We start from the raw sequence: 14,250 nt of genomic DNA on the forward strand, positions 1-14,250 counted from the left end.
GGGCCGGCGGCGCAGGCACACCTCACGCGTCACGGCGTACAGCCGGCCGCGGAACGAGCGCGGGTCGCCACCGCCGTCGCGCACGCTCAGCAGCGCGTCGAGCAGGGCCTGCGCGGCGGCCCGCTCGTCGCGCAGCAGGACGTGGCAGTAGTCGAACAGGCGCGCGGCGTAAAGGTCGTACAGACGAGCCGGCGCGGCCCGGTCGGAGCCCAGCGACTCCGCGAGCCACCGGTCCTCGGCCCGTTCGATATTCGGCCAGCCGGCCACGTGTCCTCCCGTTGAAGTGAAGGCGAGTCGCGTCCCAGAAGCCCCATAAGCAACTCAGCCGACAATCCTCCCAATAAAACCGCATGGCCGCATGTCACATGACGGAAAGGACGGTGCGGCCGGGTCGGCGACGTGGACCGCCCCTCTCAAGATCACGAAGGCCACGCCGCCCGACCTGCGATGGGAACGCTCCCACAAATCCGGCTCGGGCTATTGCGCCCAGGATGTGACGGTTTTAACATTCCGGCAGTCGAAGCGCTTCGACACGGGAGCGAAACGTGGTGAAGATCTCTGACGTGGCCCGGCACGCGGGCGTGTCACCGAGCACGGTGTCCTACGTGCTCAGCGGCAAGCGCTCCATCTCCGAACAGACGCGCCGCCGGGTCCTCGACAGCGTGCGCGCGCTCGGTTACCGCCCGCACGCCGGCGCACGCGCCCTGGCGAGCAGCCGTTCCAACGTCATCGCCCTGGTCGTCCCCCTGCGCTCGGGGATCCACGTGCCCGTGGTGATGCAGATGGCGATCGCCGCCGTCACCACCGCCCGCACCTACGACCACGACGTGCTGCTACTGACCCAGGACGAGGGCGTCGGCGGGCTGGAGCGCGTCGCGGGCACGGCGCTGGTCGACGCGATCATCGTGATGGACGTCGAGCTGCGCGACGTACGGCTGCCGGTCCTGCGCTCGCTCGGCCGGCCGTCGGTGCTCATCGGGTTCCCGGCCGATGCGGCCGGGCTGACCTGCATCGACCTGGACTTCGAGGCGGCCGGCGCGGCGTGCGCGGAGCATCTGGCCGACCTCGGCCACCGCGAGATCGCACTGGTCGGCGCGCCGCCCGCCGTGTACGAACGCGGCACCGGCTTCGCCGAGCGCACCAGGACCGGCTTCCAGCGTGCCGCCGCCGAGCGCGGCGTCCGCGCGGTCGTCCGGCCCTGCGACCCTCAGGACGCCCGGTCGACGGCGACCGCGCTCCTCCGCGACCACCCGGACCTGACCGGCGTGGTCGTCCACAACGAGCCGGCCACGGAACCGCTGCTGACGGCGTTCCGCGCCGCCGGCCGCCATGTCCCCGACGACCTGTCCGTCATCGCCATCGCGCCCGACGACCTCGCCGAGCGTCTCGGCCTCACCTCGATCGCCATTCCCGCCGATGAGGTGGGCGCGCAGGCGGTCACCCTGCTCATGGCCAAGCTCGACGGGCAGGAGGTGCCGGTGGCGACGCTGCTGCCGCCACGCCTCGTGGTCCGGTCGAGCACTCCACCCCTCCCCTGAGGAAAACCCGATGTTGAAGACCGGAAAGACGCTCGCGGCGCTCGCCGTGGGCCTGCTGGCACTGTCGGCGTGCGGCGGCAACGGATCGAGCTCCTCCTCCAAGGAACTCCGGCTCTGGCACTACGAGACCCCGGACAGCGCCATGGGGGTGGCGTGGAACCAGGCGATCAAGGAGTTCGAGCAGACCCATCCCGGCGTGAAGGTGAAGTTCGAGGAGAAGGGCTTCGAGCAGATCCAAAAGACCGCGCCGATGGTGCTCAACTCCAAGGACGCCCCGGACATCCTGGAGTACAACAAGGGCAACGCGACCACCGGCCTGCTCGCCAAGCAGGGCCTGCTGACCGACATGTCCGCCGAGGTCGTCAAGCGCGGCTGGGACAAGCAGCTCAGCCCCAACGTCGCCGAGACCGCCAAGTACGACGCGAAGGGCGTCATGGGCGGCGACAAGTGGTACGGCGTGCCCAACTACGCGGAGTACCTACAGGTCTTCTACAACAAGAAGCTGTTCGACAAGTACGGCGTGAAGGTGCCGACCACGTTCGACGAGCTCACCGCGGCGATGGACACCTTCGTCAAGAACGGCGTCACTCCCCTGGCCAACGGCGGCGCGGAGTACCCGGCGCAGCAGTATCTGTACCAGCTCGCGCTGAGCAAGGCCGACCGTCCGTGGGTGGACCGCTTCGAGCGCTACACCGGCAAGGTCGACTTCCACGACCCGGCATGGACGTACGCCGCGACGACCTTCGCCGACTGGGCGAAGAAGGGCTACGTCGCCAAGAGCAGCGTGAGCACCAAGGCCGAGGACGCGGGCACGGGGTTCATGTCCGGCAAGTACCCGATGTTCTTCTCCGGGAGCTGGTGGTACGGCCGCTTCGAGAAGGAGATCAAGGGCTTCGACTGGGACACGTTCCTGTGGCCGGGCACCAAGATGACGCTCGGGTCGAGCGGCAACCTGTGGGTGGTGCCGAAGGGCTCCTCCAACAAGCAGCTCGCCTATGACTTCATCGCCATCACGATGAAGAAGGACATCCAGAACCTGCTCGCGAACAACGGCGGCGTCCCGGTCGACGCCGACCCGGCCGGCGTCACCGACCCGAAGAACAAGAAGCTGATCGAGAACTACCGCACGCTCGTGAACGGCGACGGGCTCGGCTTCTACCCCGACTGGCCGGCGCCCGGCTACTACGACGTGCTCGTGGCCGGCACGCAGAAGCTCATGAACGGCACCTCCTCACCCGCCCAGGTGCTCGACTCGTTCGCCAAGCCGTACGACGAGAACCTCTCCAACATCGGCCACTGATGACACCGACACTGAGCGCGCCGCCCGCCGAGGCGACGCGGAGGCCCGTCGCACGGCGGCGCCGCGAGCTCACCTACGCGGTGTACCTGATCCCCAGCGGGGTGCTGTTCGTCGCGGTCATCCTGGTGCCGTTCGTGATGAACATCGGCATCAGCCTGACCAGGTGGGACGGCATCGGCAGCCCCCGCTGGACCGGGCTGGGCAACTACACGAGACTGCTGGCCGACGGCGACTTCTGGGCCTCGTTCGAGCACAACGTCGCCCTGGTCGTCGCGATGGCGATCATCCCGGCGGCGATCGGGCTCGTCCTAGCCGCCGCGCTGTTCGACGTCATCGGCCGCAGGTTCGGCCCGCGGACGGCCTCGATACTGCGGGCGTGCATCTATGTGCCGCAGGTGCTGCCGTTCGCCGTCGCCGGCATCGTGTGGGCCTGGATCCTGGCGCCGGAGGGCGGCGCGCTCAACGAGACCCTGCGCGCGGTCGGTCTCGGCTCGCTGCGCGAGGACTGGCTCGGGAACCCGAAGCTCGCGCTCTACACCGTCATGGGCGTCATGGTCTGGGTACAGATCGGCTTCCCGCTGATCGTCTTCATGGCCGGCCTGCAGCGCGTCGACCCCGCACTGCATGAGGCCGCCGAGATCGACGGGGCGTCGTGGTGGCGGCGGTTCTGGTACATCACGGTCCCGCAGATCCGGCCCGAGCTGTACGTCGTGCTGCTGATCTGCACGGTCGCCGCGATCAAGAGCTTCGACAAGGTCTACATCCTCACGGGCGGCGGTCCGGGCAACGCGACGCGAGTGCCCGCCTTCTACTCCTGGCAGAACTTCTTCGAAAAGACGCAGGTCGGGTACGGCGCGGCGATCGCGACCGTACTGACGCTGATCACCGTCGTGCTGACCGTGGTGTTCCTGCGGCGGCAGGCCCGCGCCGAGGAGGCGAACCGATGACGGCGGCGGTGCGCAGGCGGACGCCGGGGTCGTACGCGGTGCTCGTCGCCCTCATCGTGCTCGCGGTGGTGATGCTCCTGCCGTTCGTCATCATCGCCCTCAACGCGGTCAAGACGCCGGCGGAGTACTCCTCGCACGGGCCGCTCGGCCTGCCGAAGAGCCTGTACCTCCAGGGCCTGAAGGACTTCTGGGAACGCGTCGACTTCGGCGGCAAGCTGGTCAACAGCGTGCTGATCAGCGGCTCGGTGGCCGTGCTCGCGGTGGTCCTGTCGGTGCTGAACGCCTACGCGCTCGGCATCGGGCGGGTGCGGGGGCGGATCTCCATCATGGTGATCTTCCTGCTGGCCAACACCATGCCGCAGGAGGTCCTCGTCTACCCGCTGTACTTCATGGCGAAGAAGGCCGGCCTGTACGACACCCGGCTCAGCGTGATCATCATCTTCACCGCGATCCAGACCGCGTTCGGGACGTACCTGCTGTCCTCGGTGCTGTCCGCGTTCCCCCGCGAGATCCTCGAGGCGGCCCGGATGGACGGCGCGGGCCGGCTGCGGATCCTGTGGCGGGTCGTCGTGCCGATCAGCCGGCCGACGCTCGGCGTGCTCTTCGTCTTCTTCTTCATCTGGACCTGGAACGAGTTCTTCCTCCCCCTGGTCTTCCTCGTCTCCAACGAGAACCAGACCGTGCCGGTGGCGCTCGGCGTCCTGAACGGCCAGAAGATGATGGACGCCACGACGACCAGCGCGTCCGCGCTGCTCGGCGTCCTCCCGGCGATCGTGTTCTTCCTGATCTTCCAGCGCACTCTCACCCGCGGCATCACCGTGGGCTCGGCGAAGTAAAGGGGCTCGGTTGAAGTTCACCGACGGCTACTGGATGCTGCGCGACGGCGTTCAGGCCTCCTATCCGGACGGGGTCCTCGACGTCGAGACCGCGCCCGGCTCGTTCACCGTGCACGCGCCGACGCAGCCGATCCGGCACCGGGGCGACCTGCTCAAGGGGCCGGCGATCGCGTTGACGTACTCCTCCCCCATGCCGGACGTCATCTCCGTGACGATCACGCACTTCGTCGGTGAGGAGCCGCGCGGGCCACGGTTCACGCTCCATGAGGAGGGCCCCGGTGCGCTGGTATCCGTCGATGAGGACGCCGCGGTCCTCACCTCGGGCGCGCTGTCCGTACGCGTGGCCCGCACCGGGCCCTGGCGCGTGGAGTTCTCCGCCGACGGCCGGGTCCTCACCGGGAACGGCATCAAGAGCACCGCGATCGTGGAGGCTCCGGAGGGGCACCACATCCGCGAGCAGCTCGACCTCGGCGTCGACCACCACGTGTACGGGCTCGGCGAGCGGTTCGGCCCTCTCGTCAAGAACGGCCAGAGCGTCGACATCTGGAACGCCGACGGCGGCACGGCCAGCGAGCAGGCGTACAAGAACGTGCCGTTCTTCCTCACCGACGCCGGCTACGGCGTCTTCGTCGACCATCCGGGCCACGTGTCCTTCGAGGTGGCCTCCGAGAATGTCGCCCGCACACAGTTCAGCGTCGCCGGCCAGACGATGCGGTACCTGCTCATCCACGGCCCGGAGCCGAAGGAGATCCTGCGCCGCTACACCGCGCTCACCGGGCGCCCGGCGCGCCTTCCCGCATGGTCGTTCGGGCTGTGGCTGTCCACGTCGTTCACCACCTCCTATGACGAGGAGACGGTGACGGGCTTCATCGACGGGATGGCCGTGCGGAACCTGCCGCTCTCGGTCTTCCACTTCGACACCTTCTGGATGCGCGAGTTCCACTGGTGCGACTTCGAGTGGGACCCGCGGGCCTTCCCCGACCCGCGCGGCATGCTGGAACGGCTGCGGGCGCGGGGGCTGCGGATCTGCGTCTGGATCAACCCCTACATCGCGCAGCGCTCGAAGCTGTTCGCCGAGGGCAGGGCGCGCGGCTTCCTGCTGAAGCGGCCGAACGGCGACGTCTGGCAGTGGGACAAGTGGCAGCCCGGCCTGGCCGTGGTCGACTTCACCGACCCGGCCGCGCGCGAGTGGTACGCCGCGAAGCTGGAGGCGCTGCTCGACATGGGTGTCGACTGCTTCAAGAGCGACTTCGGCGAGCGCATCCCGACCGACGTCGTCTACCACGACGGCTCCGATCCGGCGCGGATGCACAACTACTACGCCTACCTCTACAACGAGACCGTGTTCGAGCTGCTGCGCAAGCGCCGCGGCGAGGGCGAGGCCGTGCTGTTCGCCCGCTCGGCCACGGCCGGTTCGCAGGCGTTCCCGGTGCACTGGGGCGGCGACAGCGAGTCCACCTTCGAGGCGATGGCCGAGAACCTGCGCGGCGGCCTGTCGCTGGGCATGTCCGGCTTCGGCTACTGGAGCCATGACATCGGCGGGTTCGAGGGCACGCCGGACCCGGCGCTGTTCAAACGGTGGATCGCCTTCGGCCTGCTGTCCTCGCACAGCCGCCTGCACGGCAGCCACTCCTACCGCGTGCCGTGGCTGTTCGACGAGGAGGCCGTGGACGTGCTGCGGCTGTTCACCCGGCTGAAGGCGCGGCTCATGCCGTACCTCCAGGGGGCCGCGCGCGAGGCGTACGGGCAGGGGCTGCCGATGATGCGGGCGATGGCGCTGGAGTTCCCCGGCGACCCGGCCGTGACCCACCTCGAACGCCAGTACATGCTCGGCGGCGACCTGCTCGTCGCGCCGGTCTTCGCCGCGGACGGCGAGGTCGCCTACTACGTGCCCGAGGGCACCTGGACGCACGTGCTGACCGGCGAGCCGGTCGCGGGCGGGCGCTGGGTCCGCGAGCGGCACGGGTTCTCGTCCGTGCCGCTGCTGGCCCGGCCGGGCTCGGTGATCCCGTTCGGCGCGGTGGACGACCGGCCGGACTACGACCACGCCGACGGCGTCACCCTGCACGCGTACGCGCTGCCCGACGGTGCGCGGGTGACGACCGAGGTCCCCGGCCCGAGCGGGGAGACCGCGGCCACGTTCACGACCACCCGCGACGGCGACGTCGTCCGGGTCGCCGCCGAGGGCGCGCGCCGGTGGCGCCTGCTGCTGCCGGGCGTACCGCCCGCCGCGGTATCGGTGGAGGGCGGCACGACGGCCGAGCATGATCAGGGCCTGCTGGTGGAGAGCCACGCAGCCGCCATCACCGTGAGGGGAGTCGCCGAATGAGCTTCGTATGGGGTGCGGCCACGGCCGCCTACCAGATCGAAGGGGCCGCCGACGAGGACGGCCGCGTGCCCTCGATCTGGGACACCTACAGCCGTACGCCGGGCCGGGTGCGCGACGGCGACACCGGCGACGTGGCCACCGATCACTACCACCGCTGGGCCGAGGACGTGGAGACGATGAGCGCGCTCGGCCTGGGCGCGTACCGGTTCTCCATCGCCTGGCCGCGCATCCACGACCAGCGCGGGATCGACTTCTACTCGCGGCTCGTCGACGCGCTGCTGGAGCGCGGCATCGCGCCGGTCGCCACGCTGTACCACTGGGACCTGCCGCAGTCGCTGGAGGACGCCGGCGGCTGGCCGGCGCGCGACACGGCGTACCGGTTCGCGGAGTACGCGACGAGGATCGGGGCCGCGCTCGGCGACCGGGTGCACACCTGGACGACGCTGAACGAGCCGTGGTGCTCGGCCTTCCTCGGGTACGCCTCGGGCGTGCACGCCCCGGGCCGCACCGAGCCGGCCGCGGCGCTCGCCGCCGCGCACCACCTCAACCTCGCGCACGGCCTGGCCGCGCGGGAGCTGCCGGGCCGGGTGTCGGTCACGCTGAACCTCCACCACGTACGGGGCGACGCCGAGGCCGCCCGCAAGGTCGACGCGGTGGCCAACCGGGTCTTCCTCGGGCCGATGCTCGACGGCGCGTACCCCGCCGACCTGCTGGAGGACACGGCCCGCGTCACCGACTGGGCCTTCGTACGCGACGGCGACGAGGCGACCATCGCGGCACCGCTGGACGTGCTGGGCGTGAACTACTACACGCCGACGCTCGTCCGGCCGTGGAGCGGCGACACGCCGCGCGCGACCGCGGACGGGCACGGCGACGGCACCGCGTCGCCGTGGGTGGGCTGCGACGACGTGGAGTTCGTCCGGCAGCCCGGACCGTACACGGAGATGGGCTGGAGCATCGACCCGACCGGCCTGACCGAACTGCTGCTGCGGCTGCGCCGGGAACACCCCGCGGTGCCGTTGATGATCACCGAGAACGGCGCCGCGTTCGACGACCGGATCGAGGCCGACGGGCGGGTCCACGACCAGCGGCGGATCGACTACCTGCGCGACCACCTCGCGGCGGTCGGCCGGGCCATGGAGGCCGGCGCGGACGTGCGCGGCTACTTCGTCTGGTCGCTGCTGGACAACTTCGAGTGGGCGCACGGGTACTCCAAGCGGTTCGGCGTCGTCCACGTCGACTACGACACCCGGACGCGCACCTGGAAGGACAGCGCGCACTGGTACCGCGACCACATCGCCGCGTCCTCCCGGGGGCCGTCGCCGGAGCCGTTCGACTGACGGCGGGCCGACCGGCGCCTCGCTCAGCCGGGGATCGGGGCGGCGGCCCCGCTCACCCTGATGCCGCTGCCGTCCCCGGGAGGCACGTCGACGAGCAGGCGGCTGGGCCGGCCCATGTCCTCTCCCTGACGGATGGTGATCCGGGCTGGAGGTTCGACGAGCCCGAGGGAGCGCAGGTATCCGCCGAAGGCCGCGGCCGCGGCGCCGGTGGCGGGGTCCTCGACCACGCCGCCCGGCGGGAACGGGTCGCGTGCGTGGAAGACCGTCGCGGTCTCCCGCCACACGAGGTGAACGGTCGTCCAGCCCCGGCGCGCCATGAGGTCGCCGAGCGCCGCCTGGTCGTAGTCGAGGTCGGCGAGACGCGCGCGGGAGGACGCGGCGAGGACCAGGTGGTCGTTGCCCGCGTTCGCGATGCGCGGTGGCAGCCGGGGATCGAGGTCCGCGGCGCTCCAGCGCAGGGCCGTCAACGCCGTGGCGAGGTCGGCCGCGCCGACCTCGCCGACGGACGGGACGACGCTCGTCAGGGTGGCGAGGATCCGGCCGTTCGCCGCCCGCGTCTCGACCCCGATCTCACCGGCGGAGGTGACGAGCCGGAGCGCACCGGTTCCCTGCCGCTCGGCCAGGGCGACCGCGGTGGCGATCGTCGCGTGCCCGCAGAAGGCCACCTCGGCCAGGGGGCTGAAGTACCGGATCCGGAAGCGGCGCCCGCCTCTGTCGTCCGTCAGGAAGGCCGTCTCGGAGAAGCCGACCTCGGCGGCGACCTCCTGCATCCGCGTGTCGTCCATCCCCCGCGCGTCGAGGACGACTCCGGCCGGGTTGCCGCCCTCGCCGTCCACGTCGAAGGCGGTGTAACGCAGAACCGCGGATCGTTCGCTCTTCTGGTGTGCGGTGTCGTTCATGCCCGGGAGTCTGCTCCCTACGATGGCATCGCGTCTAACGATGAATATTGATGGACTACATCGGGGTGGTCGATGGACACGCGCCTGCTCAGCAGCTTCCTCACCGTCCTGCGCGTGGGCGGGATCACCGCCGCGGCGGCGGAGCTCGGATTCGTCCAGTCCACCGTCACCGCGCACATCCAGGCGCTGGAGCGCCTGGTGGGCACGCCCCTGCTCGACCGGCATCCGGGCGGGGTCTCACCCACTCGTGCCGGTTCGCTGCTGGCCGAGCACGCCCAGCGGATCCTCGACCTCGAAGAACGAATGCTCACCGAGCTCACCGCCACCGCCGCCGAACCGACCGGCCCCGTACGGGTCTGCGCGCCGGAGTCGGTGTGCGCCTATCGCCTGGCTCCCCTCCTGCCCGAGGTGAGGACGCGGTTCCCGGACGTGAGCCTGTCGCTGTTCCCCGCCGACACGCGGACGGCGCTGACCGCACTCGCCGACCGCCGCGCCGACCTGGCCCTGATGCTCGAACCCTCCGTGCGCCCGCCCGGCGTCGACCTGGTGGACCTGGGAGGCCAGCGGCTGTCCCTGGTCGCGGCGGCCACCACCGGCCTGCCCCGGCGCCGCCCCATCACGCCGGCGGAGCTGGCCGACGCCGACGTCCTCCTGCTGGAGAAGGGCTGCTCCTACAGCGACGAACTCGGCGCGCTGATCGCCGCCACCGATCCCACCACGGCCCCGCCTCGCTTCGGCGGCATCGAGACGCTGAAGCGGTGCGTCGCGGCCGGCCTCGGCGTGACCCTGCTGCCGACGCCCCGCGTCACCGACGAGCTCGCCGCCGCCCTCGTCGTCGAGCTGCGCACGCCCGCCGGCCGGGCCCGGCAGGACCCGTGGCTGGCCGCGCCGTCGACCCGCTGGAGGTCCCCGGCGGTCCAGGCCGTCCACGCCATCCTCCATGAAACCGTCCCGTCGGTGCCCTAACGGGCCGGGGCGTACTCCGGCAGCGGCCGCGGACCCGCCTGCAGGCGCCGTTCGAGGGCGCCCATCACGCGCGGCAGCGGCGAGCGGGCGACGGCGTTGCGCAGTCTCCTGCCGGCGGTGGTCCGGGGGACCATCATCCGGACGTTCGCGCCGATCTGATGCTTCTTGTCCACCAGGGCCCGGTGGCTCGCCTCGTAGCGCGGGAAGGCCGCCCGGTGGTCTCCGCCGGCGGCGGCGAGCTCTCCGGCGAGCCGGTAGGCACCGACCAGGGCCAGCTCCGCGCCGGCGCCCGACGCCGGGGAGGCGCACCAGGCGGCGTCACCCGTCAGCACCACCCGGCCCTTCGACCAGGAGTCCATGCGCACCTGGCCGAGGGCGTCGAAGTAGAAGTCCGGGTCGGCGAGGGCGGCGGCGAGCAGCTCCTTCGTGTGCCAGGACGTGTCACCGGCGAACGCCTCGCGGACCAGGCGGCGGTGCTGCGCGACGTCCCTGTGGTCGTAGGCCAGCCGCCCGGAGCGGAAGATGAAGTAGCCCTTGGCCTGGGGATGGTTGCCGGAGCGGTAGATCCCGGCCATCCGGCCCGGCCGGTTGTACATCGTCACGCAGCGGTCCTCGCCGAGCGACGCGTCGGCGTCCGCGAAGGCGAAGTAGTGGCCTCGGAACCGGACGAACCGCTCCTCGGGCCCGAAGGCCAGGCGGCGGACGGTGGAGTGCATGCCGTCGGCGCCGACGACCAGGTCGAAGCGGCGGTCGGGCGCGTTCTCGAACGTGACCGTCACGCCGTCGTCGTCCTGGTCCAGGCTCCGTACGGAGTCGCCGAACACGTACTCCACGTCGGCCGTCCCGCGCAGCAGCGCCACCAGGTCGCCGCGCATGATCTCCACCGCGCCGGGCTCGCCGATGGGGACCCGCGCGACGGCGCGGTCGTCGGCGTCGACGAACTTCATGCCCCGCACGTCGGCCGCCGCGGCGCGGATGTCGTCCATGATCCCCATGCGCTCGGCCACGGTGACGGCCTGGTCCCGCACATCGACCCCGTTGCCCCAGGCACGCAGCGCGGGAGCGCGTTCGACCACGGTGGGCCGGAAGCCGTACCGGGCGAGCCAGGACGCCAGCGTCAGTCCGGCCAGGCTCGCTCCTGAGATCAGGATTCGCTCGTTCATCGGATTCCCCTCGATAAGATAAGTGAAATACGCGTTCCAGTTCGATTATGTGGAAGGGGCATTTCACTTGTCAACCGACTCCGGACACCGCCGAAGGGCCGACGCCGTACGCAACCGCGAGCTGGCCCTGGCCGCCGCCACCGCGCTGCTGGCCGAACCGGACACCGGCCTCACCGTCGAGGCCATCGCCCGGCGAGCCGGCCTCGGAGCGGCGACCGTCGTGCGCGCCTTCGGCGGCAAGGACGCCCTCCTGGACGCCGCCGTCGCCGGCCTGCTCGAACCGGTGGTCCGGCGCGCCCGCGACCTGCTGGACGAGGCCGCCCCGGAGCAGGCCCTGCGCACCTTCCTCGCCGAGCTGATCGCCTTCCAGTCGGCGCACCACGCCATCAACGACCAGCTGGGCGGCCTCGACCTGCCCGCCACCACGGCCCGGCGCGCCGACCTCGTCCACGCCGTGGAGGAGATGATCTCCCGAGCGCGACGGGACGGCACGGTCCGCACCGACCTCGACCCCGCCGTCGCCACCACCCTGATCGGCGAGACCGCCTACGCGATCGCGCGATCGCGGCCCTCCGAACACCTCACCGACGCCTACATCACCGTCCTCATGGACGGCCTTCGCCCGCCCTCGCCGTAAGGCGAGACCCAGGCGTACTGCGCGGGCGCGCTGCCCGGCCGGGACCGCACCCGCGCGATCGCCGAGCGGATCCCGCTGGTCCGGGCGGGCGGCTGCTGGAGGAGTACGGCGGGTTGCCGTCCAAGGCGAACGCGATCGGGGTGCCGGCCGCGTGGACCTCCGGTGGACGGCCCGACGGCATGGCGCCGACCTGGCCGATCGTGCTCTGTCTCACCGTCGCCGCCGTGCTGCTCTTCTTCGACGCGCTGTCCCGCCGATCACCGCCGGCGCCAGTGTCTCGGCGGTGGCCTGCTCGCCTAGTAGTACTGGCTGAACAGGTCGATCGTCGGCCAGGTGGTGGTCGCGTTCGCGACGTTGTGCAGCGGGGCGCTGATGGTGGTGTAGTCGTAGGGCAGGCCGGACGGATCGTCGCGCTGGTCGAACAGCACGGCCCAGGTGATGCCGTCGTAGCGGCGGGTCACGATGGTGGTGGTGCCCTCCAGGCTGCCGTCGTGCCAGGTGTTCTGGCCGCCGGTGACGTCCCGTACGAACCAGCCGAAGCCGTAGTAGGAACCACCGGAGTTCAGACCGGTCTCCGGCTTGGCGAACATCGCGTCGACCGACGACTTCGTCAGCACGCTCGTGGTCAGATCGAAGATCTGGGTGAACTTCACGTGGTCGACCGCGGAGCTGAGCCAGCCGCCCATCGCGGTCCGGTTCTCCACGTTGAACGATCCGTACGGCGTGGGCACGGTGGTGCCGGCGGCGTCGAAGACGGACGGGCCGGTGTACTGGGAGTAGTACGGCACCTCGCCCGGTGCCTGATCGCCCTGGAGCGACCTGCCCGGCCGGACGCGGCTGATCCCCAGCGGTGAGAGCACCTTCTGCTGGACGTACGTCGCGTAGGGCAGCCCGGAGACCTTTTCCACGATCTGTCCCAGGAGCAGGTAGCCGTAGTTGCTGTAGGCGTACGTGCTGCCCGGCGCGTGGTCCAGCTTCAGCCCCGCCCCGTACTTGACCATGTCGTCCTTGCCGATCGGCAGGGGCACGCCGAGCGTGGTCGCGATCTTCCGGTCCTGGTACGTCGGGTCGGGGGTGATGTCGCGGTCCCAGCCGCCGAGGTGTTGCAGCAGGCGCCGTACGGTCACCTGGTCCAGCCGCGAGTCGGCGGTGGTGCCCGTGGGCGGCGTCATGTCGATCAGCTCGGTCACCGGCGTAGCGAGGCTGAGCGCGCCGTCCTGCACGAGCCGCATCACGGCGGTCGCGGTGATCGCCTTGCTGAGGCTGGCGAGCCGGAACAGCGAGGTGGGCTGGACGCTCAGCGTCGCGTCGTCGCTCCAGGTGTAGCCCCGCGCCAGGATGAGCCTGCCCTCGCGCATGACCGCCAGCGAGCCGCATGGAATGTTCCGCGCCTGCATCAGCGTCTTCATCGCCGTGTCGAACCCGCCCAGCCCGGTCCCGGCGGACCCCGATACTCGCCAGGTACGGGTGGCCGCCCGCGCGCTCCGTGTGCCGGCCAGAGCCGGCGCCGCGATCCCCAGCCCCGCCACGCCCAGCAGCCGCCCGAAATCGCGACGGCTCACCCCTGCATGCGTCAAGACGCCTCCGATGTTTCGTGATCTTCACCGAGCACCCTAGCCAGCATCATCCCGGCAAGGTCACCAGAGGCGACAAATCGGCGGACCTCTCAGCGCAACGGCGGGCCGTCCCGGACCGCCGCTCAGCTGGGAATCGGCGTCGCGGACGCCGCCCAGGCCATCGATTACGGACCCCGGTCCGTGCCGTTGGCCGGTTCGGCGTTCATCGCCAGGCTGAGGGTCTGTTCGGTCAGTTCCCCGGCCTCGATATGCGCGGTGACGCGGCCGTGCTGGAAGACCAGGACGCGGTCGCAGAGGTCGACCAGTTCGGCCAGGTCGGTCGAGGCGAGCAGGATCACCTTGCCCTCGCCGGCCAGGCCGCGCACGATCTCGTGCATCTCGGCGCGGGCGCCGATGTCCACGCCGCGGGTCGGGTCGTCCAGCACGAAGACCTTGGGGCCGGCGTCCAGCCACTTGGCCAGCACGACCTTCTGCTGGTTGCCGCCGGACAGGCGCGCGGCCGTGGTGTGCGGGCCGCCGCGGATCCGCAGCCGCTCGATCAGGTCCATCGTGCGCGTGACCATGCGGCGACGCGAGGGCAGCGGGCCGTCGCGGCCGAGCCCGAGCCGGCGTACCGCGGTGGCGTTCTCCCACAGCGGCTGGTCCAGCATGAGGCCGCGGCCCTTGCGGTCGCCGGAGACGCCCATGACGCCGGCGGCGACGGCCCGGCGCAGCTCGA

Annotated in this window: 12 protein-coding genes and 1 pseudogene; 8 read left to right on the forward strand and 5 right to left on the reverse strand. The window is 71.0% G+C overall.

What is annotated here, in order from left to right; all coding sequences use genetic code 11:
- Positions 1–267 (reverse strand): annotated as a pseudogene (locus ACFFNX_RS24565) (hypothetical protein); the annotation flags it as partial.
- Between the two features lie 281 nt (positions 268–548).
- Between ACFFNX_RS24565 and ACFFNX_RS24570 the strand changes: the two are divergent.
- The 6 genes from ACFFNX_RS24570 to ACFFNX_RS24595 are packed head-to-tail and all read left to right on the forward strand — an operon-like array spanning position 549 to position 8,290.
- On the forward strand, positions 549–1,538 hold the full coding sequence (locus ACFFNX_RS24570; RefSeq protein WP_378206735.1) for a LacI family DNA-binding transcriptional regulator: 990 nt from the start codon (positions 549–551) through the stop codon (positions 1,536–1,538).
- 10 nt (positions 1,539–1,548) lie between these two features.
- Positions 1,549–2,838, forward strand: a complete 1,290-nt coding sequence (locus tag ACFFNX_RS24575; protein WP_378206704.1) for an ABC transporter substrate-binding protein — start codon at positions 1,549–1,551, stop codon at positions 2,836–2,838.
- Positions 2,838–3,785, forward strand: a complete 948-nt coding sequence (locus ACFFNX_RS24580; protein WP_378206707.1) for a carbohydrate ABC transporter permease — start codon at positions 2,838–2,840, stop codon at positions 3,783–3,785. The genes ACFFNX_RS24575 and ACFFNX_RS24580 overlap by 1 nt, the downstream gene beginning before the upstream one ends.
- Complete coding sequence (locus tag ACFFNX_RS24585) at positions 3,782–4,621, forward strand: carbohydrate ABC transporter permease (protein ID WP_378206710.1); 840 nt, start codon at positions 3,782–3,784, stop codon at positions 4,619–4,621. Before ACFFNX_RS24580 ends, ACFFNX_RS24585 begins: the two co-directional genes overlap by 4 nt.
- 10 nt (positions 4,622–4,631) lie before the next feature.
- Positions 4,632–6,950 (forward strand): alpha-xylosidase, encoded by a 2,319-nt coding sequence (gene yicI / locus ACFFNX_RS24590; protein WP_378206713.1) that lies wholly within the window; start codon positions 4,632–4,634, stop codon positions 6,948–6,950.
- Positions 6,947–8,290 carry a GH1 family beta-glucosidase gene (locus ACFFNX_RS24595; protein ID WP_378206716.1) on the forward strand — a complete coding sequence of 448 codons (1,344 nt, stop codon included), beginning with the start codon at positions 6,947–6,949 and terminating at the stop codon, positions 8,288–8,290. The genes yicI and ACFFNX_RS24595 overlap by 4 nt, the downstream gene beginning before the upstream one ends.
- Before the next feature lie 23 nt (positions 8,291–8,313).
- Here ACFFNX_RS24595 and ACFFNX_RS24600 read toward each other — a convergent pair whose 3' ends face one another.
- Positions 8,314–9,189: a PhzF family protein gene (locus ACFFNX_RS24600; protein WP_378206718.1), complete on the reverse strand. Its 876-nt coding sequence runs from the start codon at positions 9,187–9,189 to the stop codon at positions 8,314–8,316.
- A gap of 72 nt (positions 9,190–9,261) precedes the next feature.
- Here ACFFNX_RS24600 and ACFFNX_RS24605 point away from each other — a divergent pair, with 72 nt between their 5' ends.
- The gene (locus ACFFNX_RS24605) at positions 9,262–10,155 is read left to right on the forward strand and encodes a LysR family transcriptional regulator (RefSeq protein WP_378206721.1); all 894 of its coding nucleotides are present in this window, start codon (positions 9,262–9,264) and stop codon (positions 10,153–10,155) included.
- Here the strand turns inward: ACFFNX_RS24605 and ACFFNX_RS24610 are convergent.
- Complete coding sequence (locus ACFFNX_RS24610; RefSeq protein ID WP_378206724.1) at positions 10,152–11,318, reverse strand: FAD-dependent monooxygenase; 1,167 nt, start codon at positions 11,316–11,318, stop codon at positions 10,152–10,154. The genes ACFFNX_RS24605 and ACFFNX_RS24610 overlap by 4 nt on opposite strands.
- Before the next feature lie 67 nt (positions 11,319–11,385).
- Here ACFFNX_RS24610 and ACFFNX_RS24615 point away from each other — a divergent pair, with 67 nt between their 5' ends.
- A complete protein-coding gene (locus tag ACFFNX_RS24615) occupies positions 11,386–11,955 on the forward strand; it encodes a TetR/AcrR family transcriptional regulator (protein ID WP_378206727.1) in 570 nt (189 codons plus the stop codon).
- 296 nt (positions 11,956–12,251) lie between these two features.
- On the opposite strand, the gene ACFFNX_RS24620 is transcribed toward ACFFNX_RS24615, so the two are convergent.
- Both ACFFNX_RS24620 and ACFFNX_RS24625 read right to left on the reverse strand, forming a co-directional pair.
- Positions 12,252–13,517, reverse strand: coding sequence for a serine hydrolase domain-containing protein (locus tag ACFFNX_RS24620; RefSeq protein WP_378206729.1), 1,266 nt, complete (start codon positions 13,515–13,517; stop codon positions 12,252–12,254).
- A 179-nt stretch (positions 13,518–13,696) separates the two neighbouring features.
- Positions 13,697–14,250 (reverse strand): ATP-binding cassette domain-containing protein (locus ACFFNX_RS24625; RefSeq protein ID WP_378206732.1); only part of this gene is annotated, 554 nt, incomplete at its 5' end.

Source organism: Actinoallomurus acaciae (assembly GCF_042429965.1).
Lineage (GTDB): Bacteria > Actinomycetota > Actinomycetes > Streptosporangiales > Streptosporangiaceae > Actinoallomurus > Actinoallomurus acaciae.